General features: G+C 65.6%; 19 protein-coding genes and 2 pseudogenes. 10 read left to right on the forward strand and 11 right to left on the reverse strand.

Going from position 1 to position 23,339, the window contains the following annotated elements; translation table 11 throughout:
- The first annotated feature begins 75 nt into the window (after positions 1-75).
- The 4 genes from pgi to CKV91_RS03110 all read left to right on the forward strand — a co-directional run bounded on the left by pgi (position 76) and on the right by CKV91_RS03110 (position 5,061).
- Positions 76-1,758 (forward strand): glucose-6-phosphate isomerase, encoded by a 1,683-nt coding sequence (gene pgi, locus CKV91_RS03095; protein WP_021105879.1) that lies wholly within the window; start codon positions 76-78, stop codon positions 1,756-1,758.
- Positions 1,755-2,447 (forward strand): SanA/YdcF family protein, encoded by a 693-nt coding sequence (locus CKV91_RS03100; RefSeq protein WP_051254896.1) that lies wholly within the window; start codon positions 1,755-1,757, stop codon positions 2,445-2,447. The genes pgi and CKV91_RS03100 overlap by 4 nt, the downstream gene beginning before the upstream one ends.
- A 284-nt stretch (positions 2,448-2,731) precedes the next feature.
- Positions 2,732-3,433: an ATP-binding cassette domain-containing protein gene (locus tag CKV91_RS03105; protein ID WP_036957593.1), complete on the forward strand. Its 702-nt coding sequence runs from the start codon at positions 2,732-2,734 to the stop codon at positions 3,431-3,433.
- Complete coding sequence (locus CKV91_RS03110) at positions 3,433-5,061, forward strand: hypothetical protein (protein WP_021105876.1); 1,629 nt, start codon at positions 3,433-3,435, stop codon at positions 5,059-5,061. The genes CKV91_RS03105 and CKV91_RS03110 overlap by 1 nt, the downstream gene beginning before the upstream one ends.
- Before the next feature lie 23 nt (positions 5,062-5,084).
- Here the strand turns inward: CKV91_RS03110 and CKV91_RS03115 are convergent, their stop codons facing one another.
- The gene (locus CKV91_RS03115; protein ID WP_021105875.1) at positions 5,085-5,906 is read right to left on the reverse strand and encodes an aldo/keto reductase; all 822 of its coding nucleotides are present in this window, start codon (positions 5,904-5,906) and stop codon (positions 5,085-5,087) included.
- A gap of 171 nt (positions 5,907-6,077) precedes the next feature.
- Between CKV91_RS03115 and argS the strand changes: the two genes are divergently transcribed.
- Positions 6,078-7,748, forward strand: a complete 1,671-nt coding sequence (argS, locus tag CKV91_RS03120) for an arginine--tRNA ligase (RefSeq protein WP_065860840.1) — start codon at positions 6,078-6,080, stop codon at positions 7,746-7,748.
- Positions 7,749-8,026: 278 nt separating this feature from the next.
- On the opposite strand, the gene CKV91_RS03125 is transcribed toward argS, so the two are convergent.
- The 9 genes and pseudogenes from CKV91_RS03125 to CKV91_RS03165 all read right to left on the reverse strand — a co-directional run bounded on the left by CKV91_RS03125 (position 8,027) and on the right by CKV91_RS03165 (position 16,361).
- Positions 8,027-9,130, reverse strand: a complete 1,104-nt coding sequence (locus CKV91_RS03125) for a VanZ family protein (protein WP_065860821.1) — start codon at positions 9,128-9,130, stop codon at positions 8,027-8,029.
- 148 nt (positions 9,131-9,278) lie between these two features.
- A pseudogene (ppgK, locus tag CKV91_RS03130) lies at positions 9,279-10,097 on the reverse strand (polyphosphate--glucose phosphotransferase); the annotation flags it as partial.
- A gap of 94 nt (positions 10,098-10,191) precedes the next feature.
- A complete protein-coding gene (locus tag CKV91_RS03135) occupies positions 10,192-10,452 on the reverse strand; it encodes a hypothetical protein (protein ID WP_023034867.1) in 261 nt (86 codons plus the stop codon).
- Between the two features lie 87 nt (positions 10,453-10,539).
- Entirely contained in the window at positions 10,540-12,723 is a 2,184-nt protein-coding gene (locus tag CKV91_RS03140; protein WP_065860820.1) for a PHP domain-containing protein, read from the reverse strand.
- Positions 12,724-12,862: 139 nt separating this feature from the next.
- Complete coding sequence (locus CKV91_RS03145) at positions 12,863-13,216, reverse strand: DUF4298 domain-containing protein (protein WP_065860819.1); 354 nt, start codon at positions 13,214-13,216, stop codon at positions 12,863-12,865.
- 123 nt (positions 13,217-13,339) lie between these two features.
- Complete coding sequence (locus CKV91_RS03150; protein WP_157738716.1) at positions 13,340-15,025, reverse strand: PH domain-containing protein; 1,686 nt, start codon at positions 15,023-15,025, stop codon at positions 13,340-13,342.
- Positions 15,026-15,081: 56 nt separating this feature from the next.
- Positions 15,082-15,570: a PH domain-containing protein gene (locus tag CKV91_RS03155; RefSeq protein WP_021105868.1), complete on the reverse strand. Its 489-nt coding sequence runs from the start codon at positions 15,568-15,570 to the stop codon at positions 15,082-15,084.
- 133 nt (positions 15,571-15,703) lie between these two features.
- Positions 15,704-16,114, reverse strand: coding sequence for a type II toxin-antitoxin system VapC family toxin (locus CKV91_RS03160; RefSeq protein WP_065860817.1), 411 nt, complete (start codon positions 16,112-16,114; stop codon positions 15,704-15,706).
- Positions 16,107-16,361 carry a type II toxin-antitoxin system Phd/YefM family antitoxin gene (locus CKV91_RS03165; protein ID WP_081659102.1) on the reverse strand — a complete coding sequence of 85 codons (255 nt, stop codon included), beginning with the start codon at positions 16,359-16,361 and terminating at the stop codon, positions 16,107-16,109. The genes CKV91_RS03160 and CKV91_RS03165 overlap by 8 nt, the downstream gene beginning before the upstream one ends.
- Before the next feature lie 144 nt (positions 16,362-16,505).
- On the opposite strand from CKV91_RS03165, the pseudogene CKV91_RS03170 reads away from it, so the two are divergent.
- From CKV91_RS03170 to CKV91_RS03180, 3 genes and pseudogenes are all read left to right on the forward strand, one after another.
- Positions 16,506-18,259, forward strand: a pseudogene (locus CKV91_RS03170) (bifunctional hydroxymethylpyrimidine kinase/phosphomethylpyrimidine kinase).
- A 312-nt stretch (positions 18,260-18,571) separates the two neighbouring features.
- Positions 18,572-19,753 (forward strand): glycosyltransferase, encoded by a 1,182-nt coding sequence (locus tag CKV91_RS03175; RefSeq protein ID WP_021106199.1) that lies wholly within the window; start codon positions 18,572-18,574, stop codon positions 19,751-19,753.
- Positions 19,754-20,010: 257 nt separating this feature from the next.
- The gene (locus CKV91_RS03180; protein WP_065860815.1) at positions 20,011-20,601 is read left to right on the forward strand and encodes a lysophospholipid acyltransferase family protein; all 591 of its coding nucleotides are present in this window, start codon (positions 20,011-20,013) and stop codon (positions 20,599-20,601) included.
- Here the strand turns inward: CKV91_RS03180 and CKV91_RS03185 are convergent.
- Entirely contained in the window at positions 20,582-21,343 is a 762-nt protein-coding gene (locus CKV91_RS03185; protein WP_021103863.1) for a hypothetical protein, read from the reverse strand. The genes CKV91_RS03180 and CKV91_RS03185 overlap by 20 nt on opposite strands.
- A 309-nt stretch (positions 21,344-21,652) precedes the next feature.
- On the opposite strand from CKV91_RS03185, the gene CKV91_RS03190 reads away from it, so the two are divergent.
- Entirely contained in the window at positions 21,653-22,438 is a 786-nt protein-coding gene (locus tag CKV91_RS03190) for a DsbA family protein (RefSeq protein ID WP_021106197.1), read from the forward strand.
- Between the two features lie 2 nt (positions 22,439-22,440).
- Entirely contained in the window at positions 22,441-23,256 is an 816-nt protein-coding gene (locus tag CKV91_RS03195; RefSeq protein ID WP_021103865.1) for a cytochrome c biogenesis CcdA family protein, read from the forward strand.
- Positions 23,257-23,339 lie beyond the last annotated feature (83 nt).

A 23,339-nucleotide genomic window follows, 5' to 3' on the forward strand; every position in this document is an offset into this window, starting at 1 on the left:
GCTCCCAGACCTCTGCGTGGAAGGTTGTGTGACGGCAGACCACATCCATTCCACCGACCAACTACGCTGGGTGCCATGCAGACACCGGTTGATGCCACCAACACTCCTGCCTGGGCCACACTTGCCCACCTCCAGTCCACCCTCATCGATGGTCCGCACGTCATGCGTCGGTGGTTCGACGCCGACCCGACGCGTGCCGAGCGGTTCAGCCTGGACGCGGCCGACCTGCACGTCGACCTGTCCAAGAACCTGCTCACCGACGAGGTGCGTGACGCCCTGCTCGAGCTCGCCGAACAGACCAACGTCGCGGCCCGCCGCGACGCCATGTACTCCGGGGAGCACATCAACGTCACCGAGGACCGTGCCGTCCTGCACACCGCCCTGCGCCGTCCCCGCACCGACACGCTCACCGTGGACGGCCAGGACGCCATCGCCGACGTCCACGAGACCCTCGACAAGATCTACGACTTCGCGGGCAAGGTACGTTCCGGGCAGTGGAAAGGCGTCACCGGCAAGCCGATCCGTACCGTCGTCAACGTCGGTATCGGTGGTTCCGACCTGGGCCCCGTGATGGCCTACGAAGCACTCAAGCCCTACGTCAAGGACGGCCTGGAGTGCCGGTTCATCAGCAACATCGACCCGACGGATGCCGCCGTCAAGACCGCTGATCTCGACCCTGAGACCACGCTGGTCATCATCGCCTCCAAGACCTTCACCACCTTGGAGACCCTCACCAATGCCCGCTGCGTGCGCGCCTGGCTGCTTGATGGTTTGGTCGCCGCCGGTGCCATCGACGACACCGACGAGGCGCGCTCCCAGGCCGTCGCCAGGCATTTCGTCACCGTGTCCACCGCCTTGGACAAGGTGGCCGAGTTCGGCATCGACCCGGTCAACGCCTTCGGCTTCTGGAGTTGGGTCGGCGGACGCTACTCGGTCGACTCGGCCGTCGGCACCTCGCTGGCCGTGGCCATCGGGCCGAAGGGATTCGAGGACTTCCTGGCCGGGTTCCACGCCATGGACGAGCACTTCGCCACCGCCGAGCCGGCCCGGAACGTCCCACTGCTCATGGGCCTGCTCAACGTCTGGTACACGAACTTCCTGGGCGCCCACTCCCACGCGGTGCTGCCCTACGCCCAGTACCTGCACCGCTTTCCGGCCTACCTGCAGCAGCTCACCATGGAGTCCAACGGCAAGTCGGTGCGCTGGGACGGCAGCCCCGTCACCTCCGACACCGGCGAGATCTTCTGGGGTGAGCCCGGCACCAACGGCCAGCACGCCTTCTACCAGCTCATCCACCAGGGCACTCGCCTCATCCCGGCCGACTTCATCGCGGTGGCCAACCCGGCCCACCCCACCACCGACGGCGAGACCGACGTCCACGAGCTGTTCCTCAGCAACTTCTTCGCCCAGACCGCAGCCCTGGCCTTCGGCAAGACGGCCGACGAGGTGCGTGCCGAGGGCACGGCCGAGGAGATCGTGCCGGCACGGGTGTTCGCCGGAGACCGTCCGACGACGTCGATCATGGCCGACGAACTCTCCCCGAAGGTGCTCGGCGAGCTCATCGCCCTGTACGAGCACATCACCTTCGTCCAGGGTGTCGTCTGGGGCATTGATTCCTTCGACCAGTGGGGTGTGGAGCTCGGCAAGAAGCTCGCCCTGCAGATCGCCCCGGCGGTCAGCGGTGACGAGAAGGCCCTGGCCACCCAGGACCCGTCCACCCAGGGTCTGGTGACGTGGTATCGCGAGCACCGCGGATGAGGCGCTCAGCCCGGTCGCGAGGGCACCACTGGAGCAGGACGGTGGGGCGATTCCTCATCTGGGCGGGGCTCGCTGCCGTCGTCGTGGTGCTGCTGGTGCCGTGGGGCATCTCGGCTGCGCTCAGTCATGGCCGGGTTCACCCCGTCGACCAGACGCCGCCACGTGACGTCACCATCGTCTTCGGGGCGCAGGTGCTGCCTTCCGGCGAGCCCTCGCAGTACCTGCGTGCCCGTCTGGACCTGGCCGCCGATCTGTACCGGGCAGGCCGCACGAAGGTGATCCTCGTGTCGGGGGATGGCCAGTCGCCGTACTACGACGAACCCACCGCGATGCGCCGCTACCTCGTCAAGGAGCGAGGGATTCCCCAGCAGGCCATCGTGCGCGACGAGGCGGGTCTGCACTCCTACGACACCTGCGTACGCGCCCGGAAGGTGTTTGGGGTGAATTCGGCCACCGTCATCAGTCAGGACTACCACGAGCCACGCATCGTGACGACGTGCCGGATGGTCGGGGTGGACGCCCACGGTGTGTCGGACGTCTCCCAGGTTCATGACTCGGTGTGGCGCAAGGGGTGGCTGCGTGAGTTCGGCTCCCGCGCCAAGATGATGTGGGACGTCACCACTCGACGAGACCCCATCCTCGGCCCACCGGACGACTCGGTGCACACCGCCGTGCAACGCCACGGGTGACGTCTGCAGACACCGGGGCAGCACAGCCAGACCTGTGCGGGGCTGAGATTTAAGTATGTGTGTCGGGGATCCCCGTATGGTGTCGGGGCTGAGACCACGAGTCGGCACTTGGCTTGTCGACACTGGGCCTGGCGGTACTGGGTCCCCGCCTCATCGCCCGGCCCGATGACTCCTTGGTATCGGCAAGGACCGGGACACGCAGAGGCCAGTGTCCGAGGCAAGCCCAGTATGGGATATCCTCTATCTGCCAATCATGACGAAAATCGTCCGATCGGGAATGTCCCATGCCACATTTGACCGTTTCCCACCTCACTGTCTCGTATGGAAAAACCTGTGCTGTCGATGACGTGTCGTGGTCGCTGGGTCCGGGATTCCATGCGCTTCTGGGGCCCAATGGTGCCGGGAAAACCTCTCTTCTGACTGCCTTGGCGACGCTCGTTCGACCGACCAAGGGGACGATCGCCCTCGATGGTCGTGAGGGAAAGGACATCCGGTCGTTCCTGGGCTACTGTCCCCAGGACAATCTCGGGAAGTCCTCCTTCACCGTCGCCCAACATCTGGAGTACATGTGTTGGCTTCGCAAGATACCGTCGGCCGACACCAAGGCTGAGGTGGCGAGGATCCTGTCCATCATCGATCTGGAGGATCGCGCCGGGCAACGCATTCGCGCCCTGTCCGGTGGTATGCGTCGACGTGTCGCCATCGGTTCGGCCCTCGTCGGGGATCCCGCCCTCGTCGTCCTTGACGAGCCGTCGGCCGGTCTCGACATCGGTCAGCGTGAGGCCCTCACCAAAATTCTGGGTGCGGTGGCCGGCCACGCCATCACGATTGTCTCCACCCATCTGGTCGAGGACATCATCGATCACGCCCAGACCATCACCGTCATGAACTCCGGACGATTCGTCTTCGACGGGTCGTGTGAGGACTTCTCGGACACGCGATCCCTTGACGCCGTGCGTCGTACATATCTGAGGCTGGTCGCCTGATGCGAGGTGTCCTTCTGTGGCTGCGGCACCATCATGTTCCCCAGTGCGTGGTGGTGGCGGTCATCGGCACGCTGGTCTGCGGATTCCTCACCTCATCGGACGCCTTCATCGCCGACGTTGCTCCTTTGTGGTGTGCAGCCTTGGCGACCATCCCCATGTTGTTCGTCGTCATCGGTGAGGACGACATGGATCGCACCTCTTCGCGATCCCTGGCAGCCAGGCGTGGTGTCCTCGTGGCCGTGGGGGCCGCGGTCATCATCTGCCTGGCCGTGGCCTGCTACCCCGATGGGGGAGAATTCGGCATGGAGACCATGCTGCGTGACAGCTTGGCCCTCGCCGGGCTGGGGGCGGCAAGCACCGTCTTCCTCCCGGTGACAGCCATCTGGGCCGTTCCCCTCCTGGTGGCCTTTGCATCATCGCTGTTCGCATGGCCCCTGGACCCGACCATCATGCACGGGGTGTGGGGCTTTCTGCGTGCGCCGTCCGGGTGGCAGCTCACGCCGGGAGTACCGAATCTGGCATGGCTGGTCAGCGCCGTCATCGGGATCGGCGGGATCGCGCTGGGTGTGTTCCGGCGATCCGATTCATCATCAGGTGCTCGCCAAGGCTCGAGGCACTGCGCCCCCGGTGGCTTGGCCCGTGGTCTGCGTCGGGCTCGGCTGTTCTGGCCGGTCATGGCCCTCAACGCCGTGATCGTGGCATGGATGTTGTTCTCCGCGTTGCCCTTCTGGGGCGGAAGCGTTCGACTGCTGCTGGCGTCCATTGCCGGTAGCGCCCCGTTCATCTATCTGACGTGTGCCGCAATCTCCGGGGCGGTTGCCTCGCAGGTTCGATGGCGTACCGGAGTCGTCGTGTGGGAGCGCGTCTCGCCACGGGATGCCACCGCACTGTTCTGGCGTTCCACGGTGACTGCCATGATCCCCTGCATCATCGGGGTGCTGGTGGCAGTCGGCATCGCTGCCGGCGTGGCGGTGGGTGGCATGGCCCACGACGGGGTACCGGTTGCAATCATTGGACGCGAGATCGGTGCAGGGCTCGGGTCCCTCGCCCTCATCCTGGTGTCAGTGGCGGTGACATGCGGGTGCGGGGCGACACTCGGGTGGTTCCTGTCCGGGCCGTGGGTTACCCCGGTGGCTGCCGTCCTCGCCCTGGGACTGGCCCTCGGCCTCCCCAAACCGGTACAGCCGGTCGGAGCCGACCACATTCGAGAATACGGGTACACGGTATGTACCGACACTCGCTACTCCCGGGTGTGTACGTCGGCACCGAACAGTGGCTACCTGCCGGCAGCTGCGACAATGGTCGATGAGATCTATGCCGAGTCTGACCACCCCGGGGTGCTTCCCCGACGCGTCGTCGTCACCGATGGGCAGTACATGGGGATGCACGCCGTCCCGGAGACTCCTGCGACCATTCCGGTGACAGGGCTTGCCGTCTCGCGCGCCGTCACCGCACCGGAAACCCTTTCGTCATTCGACACCAGGGATTCCTTGGCCTACTCCATGCACGACTGGTGCCCAGGAACCGACCTCGGCGACGTCCAGACTCTTCTGGGGATCAACAGTCCCGACACCGAGTCTGCGACCATGCCGACGACGCTGCGGGCCCTCGGCCGCTGCCGGGGTTGAGTTGCGGCCCCGGCAGGGCAGGATCAGAAGTCTGCGGTGTCCGGGTGCCCACCCAGCCGATTGTCCGCGTCGACGCCGTTGATGGCCTGGACCTGGGCGTCGGTGAGTTCGACGTTCGCGGAGGCGAGGTTCTGCTCGATGCGTGCGGGGGTCACCGACTTGGGGATGACGATGTTGCCGATCTGCAGGTGCCAGCGGATGATCGCCTGGGCCGGGGTCACGCCCAGCTCATCGGCGATCTTCGTGATCGTCGCATCCTGCAGGTCCTTTGACTGGCCCAGCGGACTCCATGCCTCGGGGGTGATGGAACGCTTGGCCAACTCGGCTCGCAGCTCGGCCTGGTTGAAGGTGGGGTGCATCTCCACCTGATCGACCACCGGGGTCTCACCCTCCAGATGGTCCAGGTGCTCCGGCTGGAAGTTCGACACGCCGATGGAGCGCGTCAGCCCCTCCGACTTGAACTCTTGCAGGGCGTTCCATGCCTTGACGTAGGCATCGCCGTACTTGACGGGGGCCGGCCAGTGGATGAGGTACAGGTCGACGTGGTCCAGACCGAGCTTCTCCAGACTCGTCTCGATGGCCTTGCGGGCATCCTCGGGCTCGTGGGCGTCGTTCCACAGCTTGGTGGTGACGAAGAGCTCGTCACGGGAGATGCCGGAGCTGGCGATGGCCCGCCCGACGCCTTCCTCGTTGCCATAGATGGCGGCGGTGTCGATGTGGCGGTAGCCCGCCTGAAGGGCGCTGGACACGGCCTTCTCGGCCTCGTCGTTCGACACCTGCCAGGTGCCGAATCCCAGCTGGGGGATGGTGGTGCCGTCATTGAGGGTGATGGTGGGAACGCTCATGGATCCTCCTCGTGGGTCGGTGATCGCGTGCGTGGTCGTTCACAGGTGACAACGTGAGATCGGTCCTTCTTGTTCCCCGCCGGTGACATTGACCCAGCCTTCCACCCGGTTGGCGCGCCGCCGCTGTCCCACGACTGTGACGGTGACGGGACATCGTGGGAGAATGCAGTCATGCCGTCACTGCCTTCCCAGCTCTCTGCCCGAATCGAGTCCGCAACCGGGGTCGACCCGCAACTTCGCCCCTCGACCAAACCTCAGTTCGGCCACTTCCAGTCCAACGTCGCCCTGCGACTGGCCAAGCAGGAAGGCCGCCCGCCCCGCGATGTCGCCGCCGACATCGTCGCCAAGCTCGACGTTGCAGACCTGTGCGAGACCCCCGAGGTCGCTGGCCCCGGATTCATCAACTTCCGGCTGCGCTCCGACGTCCTCGCCCAGGTGGCCTCCGACCTCGTCACCGACCCGCACGTCGGCATCGCCCAGGCCGACTCGCCACAGCGCGTCGTCATCGACTACTCGGCCCCCAACGTCGCCAAGCAGATGCACGTGGGCCACCTGCGCTCCACGATCATCGGTGACTGCTTCAACCGGGTGCTCAGCGCCCAGGGGCACACCGTCATCCCGCAGAACCACATCGGCGACTGGGGCACCCAGTTCGGCATGCTCGTGCAGTACGTCGTCGAGCACCGGATCGACGTCATGGAAATGGACCTTCCCGAGGTGGAGCAGCTCTACAAGGACTCCAAGAAGGAGTTCGACGCCGACCCCGAGTTCGCCGACCGCGCCCGGCTGCGCGTCGTCAAGCTGCAGGGCGGTGACGAACGCACCCTGCAGATCTGGCACGCGCTCATCGACGTCTCCCTGGCCGGATTCAACGAGACCTACGCCCGGCTCGGGGTGCTACTCACCGACGACGACCTCGCCGGTGAGTCCACCTACAACGATGACCTGCCGCGTGTCGTCGACGAGCTCGAGGCCGATGGGCTGGCCGTGGAGGACGGCGGTGCGCTGTGCGTGTTCGTCGAGGGCCAGGATGCCCCCATGATCGTACGCAAACGAGACGGTGGGTACGGTTACGACGCCACCGACCTGGCCGCCATCCGCCGCCGAGTCGGCAAGCTCAAGGCCGACCGGATCGTCTACGTCACCGATGTGCGCCAGGCGCACCACTTCGAGGTGCTCTTCCAGGTGGCCCGCAAGGCCGAGTTCCTTCCCGAATCCGTGGTGGCCGAGCACGTGGGGTACGGAATGGTGCTGGGACCCGACGGGCACCCGTTCAAGACCCGCGAGGGGGGTACGGTCTCGCTGTCCAGCCTGCTCGACGAGGCCGAGCAGCACGCCGCCCCGAACATCGCCCTGGCCGCCATCAAGTACGCCGACCTGTCCAACGGGCTGCAGAAGGACTACGTCTTCGACGCCGAGCGGATGGTGCAGACCACCGGGGACACCGGCCCCTACCTGCAGTACGCCCACGCCCGCGTCTGCCAGATCCTGCGCAAGGCGGCCGCCGAGGCCGATCCGCACGTCGATCCCGAGGCCGATCTGGGCGCCATGACCTGGGGTCGGGTGACGGTACTCGACGAGCCCGCCGAGCAGCAACTGGCCCTGTTGTTGTCCCGGTTCGGTGAGATCGTCGACGTCGTCGCCGCCGACCTCACCCCGCACAAGCTGTGCACCTACCTCTACGAGTTGGCCGGTGCCTACTCGAGTTTCTACGAGAAGTGCCCGGTGCTGCGCAGCGAAGGCCAGGTGCGCTCCTCCCGGCTCGCCCTGTGCGAGGCAGTGCGGCGCGTACTGGGGACGGGGCTGGGGCTGTTGGGCATTGACGCCCCCGACCGGATGTGACCCCGGCTGGGTGCGATCATGGGTGATCTGTGACAGCTGGTCCTGGCCCATCGCCGACGTGCCAGCCTTGCTCAGCTGCGCCAGCCTTGCTCACAGGTGCGGCACCGTACTGCTGACGGTGGGACAGCGCCCGCCCAGCCGGTATCATTCACCAGCTGGCATCACTCACCCGAGTGGGACGGTGGAGCTGGGTGAGGTGGAAACGCCCGTGAGGTGAACGAGCCAGGCTCGGTGGCCTCACCGTGGATCACCGCCCTGCCACGCCCTCCTCGGTCCAGTCACGCCCTCCGCGGTGCTGGCTCGAGGGTTCGGGAGTCGACCAGCTGCAGGCCCATGAGCTTGCCAATGAGGCCACGCGGCGTGAAGAGCACCGACAGTGCCTCGAGGACCAGCATCGCGTCCCCGATGCTCGACCAGGAGTCCACCCTGCTTCCCCAGAGCTGAGCGATGATGAGGCACGCTCCCATGACGAAGCTGTGACGTCGGCCGGCAAGGTTGCCCGACGCGTCCACCCAGGCCAGGTGGGCTGTGCCGCTACCGGGGGACACGCCGAGTCTGCCCGACATGGCAACGATGACGTAGCAGATGGTCAGAGCGGTCAGAGTGATCGACCCGTAGGAGTTGAAGGCCTGCTCGACCCTCGGCTTCAGGCTGGGGTCCCCGGCCATGATGACCAAGGACACGGCGGTGATGAGTCCCAGTCCGATGAGGTTGATGAGGATCACCCACCACACGTCGATGAGCAGGGCCAGCAGTCGTCGGCCACGAGTCACCTCGCGAGGCTTGCCGGCCTGGGTCTCCAGCTTCTCGGGGCTGTCCGACAGGCGCGGGATGATGTTGGTGGCCAGGACGCCGAGGGCGGTTCCGAGGGTGTTGGTGAGCAGGTCGTTGACGTCGGCCACCCGGTACTGGCAGCGGGCGAGGAACCAGTTGCCGGTGTACTGGGTGGTTTCGATGAGCAGGGAGGCACCGAATCCCAGCAGGATCGACGGCCAGGGGCGCAGCCGCAGCAGACGACGGGCGTAGAAGCCCAGCGGCACGAACAGGGCGATGTTGAGCAGCATCTGCAGCATCGCCCAGCTGGTGAGCACGGTGGTCACGGATTGCCCGGCGAACTGGTGGGCCATGTCGCGGAAGTACTCGGTGGGGTCGAGGACGAGCATGTGCGAGGTGTCGGCACAGTCCTCCCGCGACAATGACGGCACCGGGAAGATCGTGTAGGCGATGACCGCGGTGATGTACACGAAGTTCGTGAAGATCAGCGTCATCCGCCCCGGTGATGGTTTGCCGTAACGGCGAAACTGATGGATGAGTATCGGTACGAAGGCGACGAGGCTGATGCCGGTGCCGATGAGGATCGAGATGAGCGCTTGGTGGAGCATGGGTCCTTTCAAGGTTGTGTTCCTCGATCACTGTGCCACCGAGGTGAGACATGTCTCCTCATACCGGGACATGAAAACCATGTCATACCCAGGTGCGAGAGGGCGACTGGAGAGGTCGATATCCATCCGCGGCTGGGGCAGGTGGGTGTCAGGAGGCGTTCTCGGCCTTCCTGGCTGCCTTGACAACCTGCTTCTCGGTGACGTCGGGGTGCTCCAGACGCCACTGGGCCTGCCAGGCGGCTCCGATGATCCCGGCCCGGTTGAGCAGGGTGGCTGGCACGATCGGGGTCTGCAGGTCAAGGTACTTGAAGAACTTCTCGTGGTCCTTGGACACGCCGCCGCCCACGACGAGGAGGTCGGGGGAGAACAGCATCTCCACCACCTCGTAGTAGCGCTGCAGGCGTTTGGTGGCCCACTCCTTGTAGGACATGTGCTTGCGATCCTTGACCGACGAGGCAGCCCGCTTCTCGGCGTCGTGTCCGTCAATCTCCAGGTGCCCGAGCTCGGTGTTGGGCAGCAGGACCCCGTCGTTGATGATCGCCGATCCGATTCCGGTTCCCAAGGTGGTGAGGATGACCACACCGGGCACTCCGCTGGCGGCACCGAAGTGCACCTCGGCCACACCGGCGGCGTCGGCGTCGTTGAGTACGGTCACCGGACGCCCCAGCTTGTCGGAGAGGTATTCCTCGGCATTGAGCCCGGTCCATTTCTGATCGAGGTTGGCCATGAACGCCACCACGCCGTGGCGGATGGGTGCTGGCAACGAGATGCCGACCGGCCCGTCGCCGATGGTGTCTGCGTAGTTGGCCACGATCTCGCTGATGACGGCGGCAACGTTCTTGGGGGATGACGGATTGGGGGTGACGATGCGTAGGCGCGGCTCGGCGAAGTCGCCCGCCTCGAGGTCCACCGGCGCACCCTTGATCCCGGAGCCGCCGACGTCGATTCCCAGCACAGTGCTCATGGTGCAACCCTACTGGAGGTGGTGGGGTGAGGGAGGAGACTTGGTCATCGCTCCGGGTCGCGCACGGCAAGCATTTTGAGTGCCGACGGCGCGACGATCACGCGGTGGCCCACTCGCGAACGGCGGTACGGATCGCCGTTGATCGGTCAAGTCCTTCCTGCTCAGCTCGTGCCATCAGGTCAGCAAGTTCTGCGTCCGAGAATCGTGTGGACACCACATGGGACGCTTGTTCGGCGCGAGGCGGACGTCCCCAACGCTTCTTCAGCAGCTCCACGTCATAACCTGCCTCGGCCTCATCGGCCCAGCGCTGTACCTGGGCGTCCGAGACCTCAGCCCCATTGATGATGCGCTTGCTCATACCATTATTGTATTACGTAATTCGGAAGTGGCGCAGCTGCCGTGGCGCCTCTGGAGAATGGTGAGGATTCCATCTCGGTGCAGCCATTCACTGCCCGGTGTCAGGAAGCTGGCGTGGCTGTTGATCGTCGGGTGTGCTCCCTTCGCTGGTGGTCGAGGATGATGTGGCGTTCCTCGCCCCTTGCGTGGGGTCTGTGGCGGGGGACGAGGCCTGTGGCAAGGCTGATGTTGTCGATTGTGACGACGTACGAGGAGACGGTGCGCCGGCCGAAGGGGATGGCGATGGCGAGGCACCTGTTGAGGGCGAGGGGGAGGCTGAACCACGTGCCGGCTGGGAGGGTGACGGTGAGCTCCCGGTGTCGACGCTGATGAAGATCGGGTTGGCGTAGAACCACAGATCCTTCCACGGATCGGCTTCACGAGCCCGTTCCCCACCCATGACCGGCCCCCGTGGGTCGACCTGCGCGCCGTGGTAGCCCACACCGTTCTGTCGTCCGTCGGAGCCACGGAACCGCACGTAGAATGATTCGGTGACGTGGGCAAAGGTGTGGGTCAGCGTGAACCGACCAGTTCTGCCGCGAGTGTCGAAGGATTTCAGCACCGTGGTTCGGGGTGCGCGCAGCGTTTGTGGATCGGCGGCTGCCCCGGTGATGGGTCCGCCGATGATGTCGATGAACGCCACCTGCGGCACGGTGTCCACCCCGACTCGGGGATCCGTCGACTCCGCAGTGGCAGGGTCCATCCTGATGTGGCGGGTCGGCTCGGTTGTCGGTGTCACGGTCATGGTGATGGTGACGTCGTCGCCGGGATGCACGACGAGTTCGCCGCCCAGAGTCACGGCGTCATCTTGCCCCGGGGCGGTTGCTCGCACATCGAAGCCTGCCAGCAGATGCCCGTGATCGGCCCATACCCGACCCGATCGCAGGGCCTCCATGACGCCTCGGTAGCTGCGCTCGGTGACCCCAGTGTGGATTCTCGTGAACTGCCCGGGCCAGAAGTCTGACCCGCCCTGGGTGTCCATCGTGCTGCCCTGATCGCGCGTGGCGAGGGCTTGCGTCCAATCCCTGGCGGTCAGGTCGTTGCCGACGATGTCGCCGGCGATGGCGGGATGTCCGTGGGAGTCGCGCACCAGCAATGGGCCAGCCGTCTGCTCCGTCCTGGTGTCGATGGGGTCGGGACGTCGTCCGCCGAGTGCCGTCATCTTGACGTCCTCCTTGACGTTCTGGTTGAACGGTGCACGGTCGGGGTAGTCCCCCAGACGCCACGTGTGCCACACGTAGAGGTGGGCATCGGAGTTCGCCGTGATGAAGAACCGGCGCCCCTCGGCCAGCATGGAGTCCCAGAAACCGCCCACCGTCGCCGTCAACCAGTCCCAGCCACCGTAGGTGCGCATCATGTCGGTGGTGTACCCGGGCCAGGAATCGGCCTTGGGTTTGTTGACGTACTCACCGCGGCGGTCCCCGTCACCGACGTTGCGACCATAGCCGTATCCCTGCGCTCCCGGCGCACCCTCCATGCCGATCATGATGTCCGGGTCGGCGTCGTTCCACTGACGGATCTCGCCGGGGCCGTCGATACCCTTGCGCATCGGGTGGTTGGCCAGGACGAGGGCGTCGTCGATGTGTCCGTCCTTCTTCATCTGGCCGAGCCATGCAATGGCTGCGGCAGCCTTCCTGGTCTGCTCGGTCTGTTCCGGGGAGTTGGCCGGGGTGTCCTGCCAACCGTTGAGGTAGCCGTCGAACACCAACTCGAACTGACGAAGGATCTCCGCCTCGTCCTTGCCGTGGACGAGCACCGTGCCGTGTTCCGCCGCGGGGATGTACCACTCGATGCCTTGGAAGATGAGCATGTCGGGGCGGCGGCGACGTTCTGCGGCGATGAGATCGTGACTGGTGAGGACGCCGGCGTCGGCATGGAAGTCGCGGGGATGTTCGGTGAAGGCGATCCAGTCGCAACCGTGGTGTTGGGCAGCGTCGAGTTGGTCGGCGATGCGGTACTTGGCGTCGTAGCTCCACTGGGTGTGGACGTGGTGGTCGCCGACCAGCCAGGTCAGCGAGTCCGGGCTCGGGTCAGCCGGGCCAGACTGCGGTACTGCCGCGTTGGCGGGTCGGCTCGGGGCGATCTCGGCGATTCCCGCCGCGGCAAGGGCAGCGAGCCCGGTCTGGAGGACGGTACGCCGGGTGATCCCCATCCCTGCGAGTTCGGCGTCCCCAACCTCCCTCTGAATCTGGAGGTCGTCGTCGGACAGGCGGATGTCGTCGTGGTGGTGCATGGTCGTCCTCTCGTCATCGGAGAGGCTAGCCAGTCCAGGTGAACGCAATGCATCGGCAACGTGTCATGCAGAAGGAGTGCACGTGAGAGGGCGGGCGATTACAGTTTGGTCTCACAAGGCGGGGTGTGGGCTGCTACCGTCAACGCTCCTTGACCATCGCGGTGCCCAGCTCGAGCATTCGGATGGCCGTTCGCAGGTGGTCGCCGAAGAGGTCGAAGGCGGCGTCCTCGCTGAGCACCCCGCAGGGTACGTCGGTGGGGATCTGCCCTGCCTCCTGGGCCGCCACGTCGTCGAACCACTCCTGACTGCTGTAGTACGACGAGAGCTCACGACGGGCCGGCTCGTTGCGCTCGAACTCGTCGAGCAGCGCGTCGAGACGGTCGACGAGATCGCGAGTGCGATTGAGCCGCTGTTCCATCGTGGTGACTCGGGTGATTCGGTCGTCCTGACCGGCTCCAGTGCCCTGACTGGTTCTGGCGTCCTCACGCGGCATGACGTCTCCTGACAAGTGAATGCTGCTGAATCTGTGACGGGTGCCACGATACCCAGCCGCTGCACTGTGGGCTCCGTGCTGCAACCGCCTTGTGCAACCGTCTTGTCCCCACTGGTCGCGCGCTCACCGCACGTCGTGGTCTGCTCGGGGTGCGGCCGCACGTGGGGCCCTAATGGTGGGAGGAGCGGTTGTGGATGGGTCGGCGAGTTCGGCGCGCCGGGCCTGCGAGCTGCGATCCATTTCAGCGATGACGAGGTCCCGGGCCGTCCCTGCGTCCAGATCGGGGCAGACCAGGCCGATCCTCTTCTCCGCGATGGCGATTCCCACGTCGGCGAGCCGGAGCTTGCGTTGCAGGGGGCCTTGGGTCAGTGCGGTGGACTGCACCCGGGCGTGTGGCACGATCATGCGTTTGCGGGTGAGCAGTCCGCGTCGCACGGTGATGACGTTCTCGTCGGCTCCCCAGGAGATGTACCGCTGGGTGAACCAGTGGAACCACCGGGCCCGGTTCGGAATCGGGTTGTGGGGGACGTCGTCCACGGCGAAACTGGGCCAGATCGCGTCAAGGACGAGGTCGAGATCCTTGCCGGTGCCGACCGGCAGCAGATCCGACTCGGTTTTCCCGTCATTGCCGAGCACGGTGACGTGGACGCTGTGGTATCCCCAGATGCGCCACAACAACGACTGGGTGATCTCGACGCCCTGGATGCGCTGGACCGGAATGGTTCTGGTCTCCAGACTCGTGAATCCGTGCACCGATTTCAACCCGTCACCTGAGCGGTACAAGGTGAGCCCCCAGCTTTTCGAGAGCTTGGTCCACAGGTATCCCACAATACTGAGGACGTAGGCGAAGCACACCCCGAAAACCGATCCACCGCCTGCTGCGGTGAGGACGGTGCTGATGATGAACACCAGCACGAACATGAGGAAGGCAGAACTCGTGACCTGGGAGAGGACGAAGCGTCCCTTCGGCACGGTGAGGATGACGTCCTCGTCCCGACGGCGGTCCAGCCACTGGGAACCACCCAGCGGTGAGGGAGACGTGCCCGGACGGGCCCCCACTCGTGGAGTGCTCGCAGGAGCTGGGGAGGTTGGTGTCGTGGCTGTGCCCACCGAGTGGTGCTCAAGCTGACTTTGTGGGGCAGGGGCGATCGGGGTGGCTGGTGTGATCGCGTCCGGCCTCGTGGGGGAGCCACCTGGTACGGCTGCCGCGCCTCGTCCGGATCGTGCGATGAGCCGGTCGCGGAAGCGATAGGCGTCACGGCGGGAAAGATATTCGATCTTCTTGTGCTGGGAGGCCCCCACGTCGATGGTGAGGGAGGCCAGCCCCAGAATGCGTGCCGCGAATGGTTGGGTGACGTCGACCGATTGTATCTTTCCGAACGGAATACGATCGGACCGTCGAGTGATGAAGGTGCGATTGATTCGTATTTCCGTGTCGTCAATACGAAATCGTGTGGTGCGCCATTCAAAGAATCCGACACCAATGCTGATGAGGAAAACACCGACGAAGATTGCCAGGAGAACAATCAGGTTCCTGGGGCGGAAAGTGTCGGCAGTGAGTTCGTTCTTGCTGGCCATGTCACCCATCTGCTTCACGACGAAGACGAGGACGGCAACGATGACGAGCCAGCCACGCACCAGGGGAGTCGCCCAGTGCGGGCGCTGCTCGACGTCAGTGCGTTCGGAGCTTGCTGGAGACGTCTGTGCTGTGTGGGCTCCTGGGGACGTACTGGTGGCACTGGTGGGTTCGACGTTCGGGGCCGCCTGACTCGAGCAGGTGGGCTGCTCGGGGTGGGTGCGTTGTGGCACGGTGTGCTCGCCTCGCTGGTCAGATTCTGCCTGTTCGGAGGTGAATGGTTCCGGGTTCACAGTGCCGCGTCCCGAGTCTGCGCCATCTCGGTGATCCGGTCACGGATGACCACGGCCTCCTCGGCGTCCAGGCCGTCAATGGTGGCATCGGTGCCTGACGAGGCGGTCACGAGCTCCACCGAGGCCAGCCCGTAGTGCCGATTGATCGGTCCGGCGTTGATCTCCACCGACTGCATCCGCCCATAGGGCACGATCGTCATGGAGCGGAACATGAGCCCCGAGCGTACGCACAGGTCGTCGCCGCGTTCGCACCATCCCATCGCGGCCACGAGGGCAGGCATGCGCAGCCACCGCCAGATCGTCACGCCCAGTCCCACGACTGCGGCTGCCAGGGTGGCCCACCACGTCCAGAAGGCCAGTCCGGCGCAGACGACCACGGTGAGCAGCCCCCACGTCAGCACGACCGAGAGCCGCTTGACCCTGACGTATCTTTCTGAGACGGGACGCCACGTGCCACCGGGCGGGTCGAAGAGCTCGTCGTGCATGGGAACGACTGTATGAGTACACACTGCGTACTGTCCAGCATTGAGCCAGTGACGGATGACCCGAGACAACTTCATTGAGGCGCACATCCGAAATATGCTCGGATGTGGTTGTTTTCCCCAAGGGTGCGTCAATTCAGACGGTGATGACCTCGACCAGATCGTCCAGGCCGACGAAATCATCCGGGTTTCGTGTGATCAATGGCAGCTCCTCAGCCAGGGCAATCGATGCGATCAACAGGTCGGCAAAGCGCTTGCGAGGCTGACGTCGGCAGCTTCTGACGGCGGCGAAGATCTGTCCGTAGGCACGGGCCGCGGAGATTCCGAAGGGTATGGGCTCGAAGGTTGCCTCGACTCGCTGGAGCCGATCCTGTCGGCGAGCCCGTTCACGGGGATCGTCGGTTGCAGCAGGGCCAGCCGTCAGTTCGGCCATGGTGATCGAGGAAATGGCGAGACTACCGGGCAGGCATCCTCTTTTCAGGAGTACTGGCAGATCAATGACGACGGACGTGTCGAGCAACGCTGTTTCGCGGACTGTGTCAGTCACGGGGCTCAATTCCTTGGTCAACAGCACCGTCAACGTCGCGGAGGAAGGATTCCCGATCGATTGTGGGGGAGACAGCAAATACTCGTTCCACGACATGTCGATCCACGAACCGGTCACGGTGCAACGGGATGAGCTCTCCGACTGGCTTTTCGCAACGAGTGATGACGAAAGACTGCCCCTCATCCACGGCGCGGAGAACCCGCGCACTGTCGTTGCGCAACTCCCGCTGGCTGATGATGCGACCCATGACCCCAGTGTAGCAACGTGTGCTACGGACGTGGAGGTGATGCCCCCTGAACGCTTGGACAAGGCCTCCATCCAGCAAAGCCCCTGCCCAGCCAGCCGCCGTGCCATACTGGCCCGTGGACACGGGGTGCGCGAGAGCGCTGAGATGACACTCGTGGAACCTGGTCATGAATCCAGCTGACGAAGGGAATGTCCACCATGACGACGCCGTCACACCACGATGACTCTGCACACCTGCACCACGGCACCAAGCCTGATTACGGTATGGGGTCCGATCGCGGCATGGGGTTTGATCACGGCACGCAATCGCATCACGACACGGGCGAGCTGCGCGTGCCGCGGGTGCTGTCGATCGCGGGAACCGATCCCAGTGGCGGCGCCGGTACCGCCGCCGACATGAAGTCGATCACTGCTGCGGGCGGCTACGGGATGACGGTGGTCACCTCGCTGGTCGCCCAGAACACGACGGGAGTACGCAGCATCCACGTCCCGCCGGTGGAGTTTCTGCGCGACCAACTCGCAGCCGTGGCCGACGACGTCCACCTCGATGCCGTCAAGACCGGAATGCTCGCCGACGTGGCAATCATCGAGACGGTCCACAGCTGGCTGGCGGAGCACCGCCCTGCCACGCTCGTCGTCGACCCTGTCATGGTGGCCACCAGCGGTGACCGGCTGCTGGCCCCCGAGGCCGAACAGGCCATGTGCGAGTACTGCGCCACCGCCGACGTCGTCACCCCGAACATTCCCGAACTCGCCGTCCTCGTCGGCACCGAACCGGCCGAGGACGTGACCGAGGCCATCGCCCAGGCCACCGACTGGGCCCGGCGCACCAAGACGGCCGTCATCGTCAAGACCGGGCACCTGGACGGGGCATCGGCTGCCAACATCTGGGTGGCTGCCGACGGTCACACCATCACCGTGCCCAGCACGCGCATCGACACCACCAACACCCACGGCACCGGCTGCTCCCTGTCCTCGGCCCTGGCCACCCGGCTGGGCGCTGGCGACGCCCCCGGCAAGGCCCTGGCGTGGACCACCGCCTGGCTGCACGAGTCCATCGCCCACGGTGCCGACCTGCAGGTGGGCACCGGTCACGGCCCCGTCGACCACGGTCACCGGACGCGTCGCCTGGCCCGCGCCGGCATGGCGACGCCGTGGCTCGCCGAGGACTGCCTGCCCGGGCACCTCGACTCCCCCGACCAACTTGCCCCCACCGCCAAACCCGTCCAGGCTGCGATCCCGGCTCCCGGCCCGTGGACCCAGGCCCTGTGGCGGGCAGGTTCGGCACTCACCCGCCAGGTGGCGAGCAACGACTTCGTCACCCAGCTGGTCGGTGGAACGCTGCCGGACCACGCCTTCCGGCTCTACCTCGGCCAGGACGCCCGTTACCTCCAGGACTACGCCAAGGCGCTGGCCGGACTGGCGGCGCGCACCGATGCCGTCGACGAGACGACGTACTGGTCGTACTCGGCCTACAGCAGCCAGGTCGAGGAGGCCGAGCTGCACCGCACCTGGCTGGCCGGGGAACCAGCCATCGCGCCGAGCCCGGTGACCCAGGCCTACACAAATTTCCTGCTGGCAAGTGTTTTCGTCGATGACTACGTTGTCGGTGCGGCAGCCGTGCTGCCCTGCTACTGGCTCTACGCCCAGACCGGGGCGCAGATCACACGGATTCCCGACGAGCACCCCTATGCCGCCTGGCTGCACACCTACCATGACGACGAATTCGTCCAGGCCACCGCCCAGGCCCTGGCCATCGTGGAGCGTGCCTTTGCGCTCGCTGCTCCCCAGGCGCGCTCCCGGGCGGCTCGGGCCTATCTCACCGCCTGTCGGCACGAGATGGAGTTCTTCGACCAGGCGCTGCGCGTCGACCCGGACGATCCCGGGTGCGACGAGTGACTCCGCGCTGGGACTCGGCCGTGGGGTGCAACTGACACGCCTCCCGCCGGATTGGCACGCCCAGCCCCGGCATCATGACGACCCATCCCGTGACGATCACCCAGCCGCGGCATGACATGGCTGGCCTGGGAAGACCCGTGACGGACGTTCCCGCGGACCCACTCAACAAAACTCGCGGACCTGCTCAACAGGGGTTGAGTTCAGGGGTGTCGTTGTGACGGAGCCCCCGCAGCCCCACTGGTAGCGTCTGGTCTGTCATGTCGACGCCGCTGTGTCGGCATGCCCGGTGCTTTTTGCGGTCAGGAGCTGACGGTGCGAGTTGTCTTCGTCGTGGACACGGTTCAACCGACGAATGGAGTGGCCACCTCGGCCCAACGCGCTGCTGCAACCCTGCGTGGCCGCGGCCACGAGGTCGTCGTCGTGGCCACCGACGGATCGGTGCGGCGTCCACATCGAGGCTGGATCGACGCAGCAGCTCCCAGTGAGGTGGATCGGTACGTGGCCCAGCCGTGGCACATCCCGGTGGTCTCGCTGTTCGCCCAGGCCCAACGCTTCACCTTCGCCACGCCGAGCCGCGAGCTGCTGGAGCGCGCCTACCGTGGCGCCGACGTCGTCCACATCTGGTTGGCCACCCCGATGGGCAGAATGGCACTGCAGGTGGCCCAAAAGATGGGCATCCCCGTCTCGGCCGGGTTCCACGTCCAACCCGAGAACATCACCTACAACATCGGCCTCGGCAGGTTCCGTTCGACGACGTCCGCGGTGTACACCGCGCTGCGGGAGTACTTCTACGAAGAGATCGGCCACATCCACTGCCCCTCACAGTTCATCGCCGACCAGCTCGTCGACCACGGTTACCGCGCCTGGACCCACGTCATCTCCAACGGTGTCACCGACGTGTTCACCCCCGGTGAGCCCAGACCGGTGTGGACGCTGGACTCCGATCGACCACTGCGCATCATGAGCGTCGGGCGACTGAGCCCGGAGAAACGTCATGAATTGCTCATCGACGCGGTGAAGCATTCCCGGTATCGGGATCGAATCGATCTGCAGATTGCTGGCAAGGGACCACGCAGGACGATCCTGCAGGCTCACGGCGTCGGCCTGGCCCATCCCCTGCGTCTCACCTACCACAGCCAGGAGCGGTTGGGGGACGAGCTGCGTGCCGCCGACCTCTACGTCCACCCGGCAGACGCCGAGATCGAGGCAGTCGCGTGTCTTGAGGCGGTGGCCTGCGGGCTGGTCCCAGTGATCGCGCGGTCCCCACGCAGTGCAGCCAGCCAGTTCGCCCTCGACCCACGCAGCCTGTTCCCCACCAGCGACCGTGATGCGCTCACCCGTCGTCTCGACTGGTGGATCGAGCACCCGCAGGAACGAGCCCGAATGGGGGCACGATACGCCGAGTCGGCCCGGCAGTACTCGATTCACCGATCCGGCCAACTGCTGGAACAGATGTTTCAGCAGACCATCACCGACGCCGGGACGAGGCGATGATGGCACGACTCCAAACACTTCGGTCCCAACCGTCCCGCCTGCGCAGGCAGTATCACCGTCTGCGCCAGTGTCGTCCCTGGCGTCGGGTGCGAAGCACTCATGATCGTCACCCCTGGAACCCGCGGGGCGGTGTGAGCGCAGGAGGTGGAGAACGTCGCGCTGGGAATGACCGAGCCATATCCCCTCACCGCACGACAGGTGGTGCTGGGGATGGTCGAGCCATCCTGCACCGGGTGGCCAGGCAGGTGGGTTGGCACATGCTGATCCTCCCCGCGAGCCAGGTACTCACCGTGGTGGGCATGGGTACCAACGTCCACCAGAAGAAGCCGATCCAGGGTCCGGCGGTCATCGTCTCGAACCACGTCCACCCCTTCGACGAGCTGGCCCTCGTGCGAGCCATGTGGCCGCGAATCACCTACTTCGTTTCCATGGACGCCAATTTCGACATTCCCGTTGCCGGGAAGATCCTGTCATTCTTCGGCACCATTCCGGTGGGCTCGGACGCGGCCGGCCTGCGGGAGTTCCACCGGCAGACGCGTCGGCACCTGGCTGCTGGCGACCTCGTCGGCATCTTCCCGGAGGGGGAGCGTGGCCATGATCCCCGACGGATGGCGCCGCTGCGTCCCGGTGCCTTTGAACTCGCCGTCGGAGCGGGGGTTCCGGTGATTCCGTGTCGGCTGGTCGGGACGGGCCACGTCTTCGGCCTGCTGTGGCGGCGGGAACGGCTCGACGTGTGGGTCGGTGACCCCATCGTCCCCGATCCGGCGATGACGCGTCATCACGCTGCTCGGGCCATGATGGCCCAGGCCAGCGCGCAGTTCGAGGAACTCAGTCGTCGCCATCCGTAGGAGCCGTGAGCGTGTGCATGGGAAAGACGAGGCACACCGTCCAGCACAACAGTGATATCGACGAGATGAGCATCTCCTGAAAGTGGCTCATGTACGCGATACCGTCGACCACTCCGGTCGTCAGTACGGTCACGGCAGCCGCCACGGGCCACCAGGCAGGACGTGTCACGTGCGAACGTCCCTGAGAACGTCGCAGGCTGGTTCCGACCCACGCCGAGATGATGATGAGCCAGATTCCGATGAACTCGACGGTTCCGGAGAAGCTGTGCACGTACTGCTGCCACGGCAGTTCCCACGCCCACTGGCGCTTTCGACATCCCGGGGTCGTCGACTCCGCACAGACGAACGGGAACGTCCCGGCGCTGAGCACGGCAACCCCCACGACGATGAGTCCGCTGGTGAGAGCTCGGTCGGCGTGCCTCGTCGTGACTGGGCGTTCCCCTGCCTGCCCTGAAACGGCTGCCGTCCCCGCCGCGAGTGCTGGCCCGGCGTTGCGCAGTCGGCTGGTGAGGATCGTACCGACGACGATGAGGATCGCTCCGGCCATCTGGTCGCACCCCTGGAGGAGTCGGGCGTGTGGTGCACCGTCGACCTGCAGGTCGGAATACATCTGGTGCGGGCTCAGCACAAAGACGTCGGGCAGGAACAGCACGGCGATCCACCAGTTGTAGAAGAGCAGTCCCACGCCGAGCAGCGCCCAGATCCAGCTCTGGTGACGGGCGCGGGCGGTGAGGCTGGGCACGTGGCAAGAATACCGCCACGGTTTTGGGAAGGGCATGGCGGCTGCCATGACGCCCTGGCCGGCCGGGTGGTGAGCCCTGGGTCTCGGCGGCCGTCCGCGTCAACCCTGCATCCTGGCTGCCCTCGAATCCTCCTCATTCCGACACCCCGCGAATCCCCGGACCCTGACTGCCCACCAAATCCCCCCACTGCACACCAAATTCTTGGTATGCAGTTGGTGGCCCGGGACACCGGGTGTTAGGTTCACAGGCAGGGTCGGGAGACTTCTCGCCCCACCCGTCCGTCCCACATGCCATGTCAGGAGTTCTCGGTGGTGCAGTCAAGCAACCATCCCCAGCCCAAGTCTCGCCGGGTGTCGGTGGCCGTCATCGTCGCCGTCCTGCTCATCGCCCTGGCCGTGGTGGGGGTGTTCGTCGCCCCGGACGGTTCCAAGGGTGGCTCCGACGTGGCTGGCCCCGCCCCCTCGGGAGCTGGCCAGTCCAGTGGCGCGCGGGCGGGGCGTCACGACAAGGGCGACATCTCGGCGATGAAGCGCAGTGACGCCCACGGTCTGGCCCGCCGTGACGCCAAGGATCCCTACGCCCTGGGAGACGTCAACGCCCCACTGGTGATGATCGAGTACGCCGACTTCCGCTGCCCGTTCTGCACCGTCTTCGCCGGTGACGTGCTGCCACAGATCAAGAAGGAGTACATCGACACCGGATACCTGCGCCTGGAATGGCGCGACCTGCCGCTGTTCGGCAAGGAGTCGATCGACGCCGCCGTCGGTGGCAAGGCAGCCGGTCGACAGGGCAGGTTCTGGGAGTACTACCGCGACGTCTTCGCCAATTCGGACGGCAACGGTCATCAGTCCCTGCCGCGCAACACCATCACCGACCTCGCCAAGAAGGCCGGGGTGAGGGACGTCAAGACCTTCCAGGCTGGCTTCGACGACAAGCAGCTCGCCGAGCTCGTCGCCAAGGACGCCTCGGAGGCCAACCAGATCGGCTTCACCTCCACGCCGAGCTTCATTGTCGGTCAGACGGCGGTGGTGGGCGCCCAGCCGATCGACCAGTTCCGCGAGGCCATCGACTCCGAACTCGACAAGCTGCGCTGACGATGGACATCGGATACCTGAGCGCATTCCTGGGCGGTTTGCTGTCGCTGTTGAGCCCGTGCTCCATCATGCTGCTGCCGGCATTCTTCGCCTACGCCTTCAACTCCCCGGGCAAGCTCATCAGCCGTACCTGGATGTTCTTCCTCGGGCTGCTCGTCACCTTGGTGCCGCTCGGGGTGTTTTCGGGGACGGTGGGCTCCCTGCTGGGGCGCAACCGGCACGTCCTCATCACGGTGGTGGCCGCCATCGTCATCGTCATCGGGGTGATCCAGCTCCTCGGGATTCCCATCCCCGGTCTGTCACGCAGCGCCGAGGTCGACACGAGCCGCGGATCGGCCATCTCGGTGTTCTTCCTGGGCAGCGTCTACGCCGTGGCTGGGATCTGTGCCGGCCCCATCCTCGGGGCGATCCTCGTCATGGCCTCCTTGGGTGGTAGCGCGATCTACGGGGCGATCACCCTGGCCATCTATGCCCTGGGCATGGTGGTGCCGCTGCTCGTCCTTGCCCTGGTGTGGCAGAAGTGCGGATCGGGGGCCATGAACTGGCTGCGACCTCGCACGGTGTCCATCGGGGGCTGGCACAACTCGGTCGTCATGGTCATCTCCGGCCTGCTCTCGGTGGCGATCGGGGTGTTCCTGCTGCTCACCAGTGGCACTGCCGACATTGGTGGCGCGGTCGGGGTCCGCACCCAGTTCGCCATGGAGAACTGGGCCGGTCGTGTCGGACGGCGAGTGCCCGACTACGTCGTCGTCATCGCTGCGGTGGTGCTGCTCGTGGCGGTACAGGCAGTGCGACGTCTGCGGCGCAGCGGGTCCTGATCCGAACCATCATCTCACCGGCCCCAGATCATCACCCCACCTGCCCCAGACCAGCACGTTTCATCACGACCATGCCAGGGGTC

Source organism: Cutibacterium granulosum (genome assembly GCF_900186975.1).
GTDB classification, from domain to species: domain Bacteria; phylum Actinomycetota; class Actinomycetes; order Propionibacteriales; family Propionibacteriaceae; genus Cutibacterium; species Cutibacterium granulosum.

Coding starts and splice junctions, on each gene's coding strand:
- CKV91_RS03195 (WP_021103865.1), top strand. CDS start 22,441: ATGGACATCGGATACCTGAGCGCATTCCTGGGCGGTTTGCTGTCGCTG.
- CKV91_RS03140 (WP_065860820.1), bottom strand. CDS start 12,723: ATGCACCACCACGACGACATCCGCCTGTCCGACGACGACCTCCAGATT.
- CKV91_RS03110 (WP_021105876.1), top strand. CDS start 3,433: ATGCGAGGTGTCCTTCTGTGGCTGCGGCACCATCATGTTCCCCAGTGC.
- CKV91_RS03100 (WP_051254896.1), top strand. CDS start 1,755: ATGAGGCGCTCAGCCCGGTCGCGAGGGCACCACTGGAGCAGGACGGTG.
- CKV91_RS03180 (WP_065860815.1), top strand. CDS start 20,011: ATGCTGATCCTCCCCGCGAGCCAGGTACTCACCGTGGTGGGCATGGGT.
- CKV91_RS03105 (WP_036957593.1), top strand. CDS start 2,732: ATGCCACATTTGACCGTTTCCCACCTCACTGTCTCGTATGGAAAAACC.
- CKV91_RS03165 (WP_081659102.1), bottom strand. CDS start 16,361: ATGGGTCGCATCATCAGCCAGCGGGAGTTGCGCAACGACAGTGCGCGG.
- CKV91_RS03155 (WP_021105868.1), bottom strand. CDS start 15,570: ATGCACGACGAGCTCTTCGACCCGCCCGGTGGCACGTGGCGTCCCGTC.
- CKV91_RS03145 (WP_065860819.1), bottom strand. CDS start 13,216: ATGCCGCGTGAGGACGCCAGAACCAGTCAGGGCACTGGAGCCGGTCAG.
- CKV91_RS03115 (WP_021105875.1), bottom strand. CDS start 5,906: ATGAGCGTTCCCACCATCACCCTCAATGACGGCACCACCATCCCCCAG.
- CKV91_RS03125 (WP_065860821.1), bottom strand. CDS start 9,130: ATGCTCCACCAAGCGCTCATCTCGATCCTCATCGGCACCGGCATCAGC.
- pgi (WP_021105879.1), top strand. CDS start 76: ATGCAGACACCGGTTGATGCCACCAACACTCCTGCCTGGGCCACACTT.
- argS (WP_065860840.1), top strand. CDS start 6,078: ATGCCGTCACTGCCTTCCCAGCTCTCTGCCCGAATCGAGTCCGCAACC.
- CKV91_RS03135 (WP_023034867.1), bottom strand. CDS start 10,452: ATGAGCAAGCGCATCATCAATGGGGCTGAGGTCTCGGACGCCCAGGTA.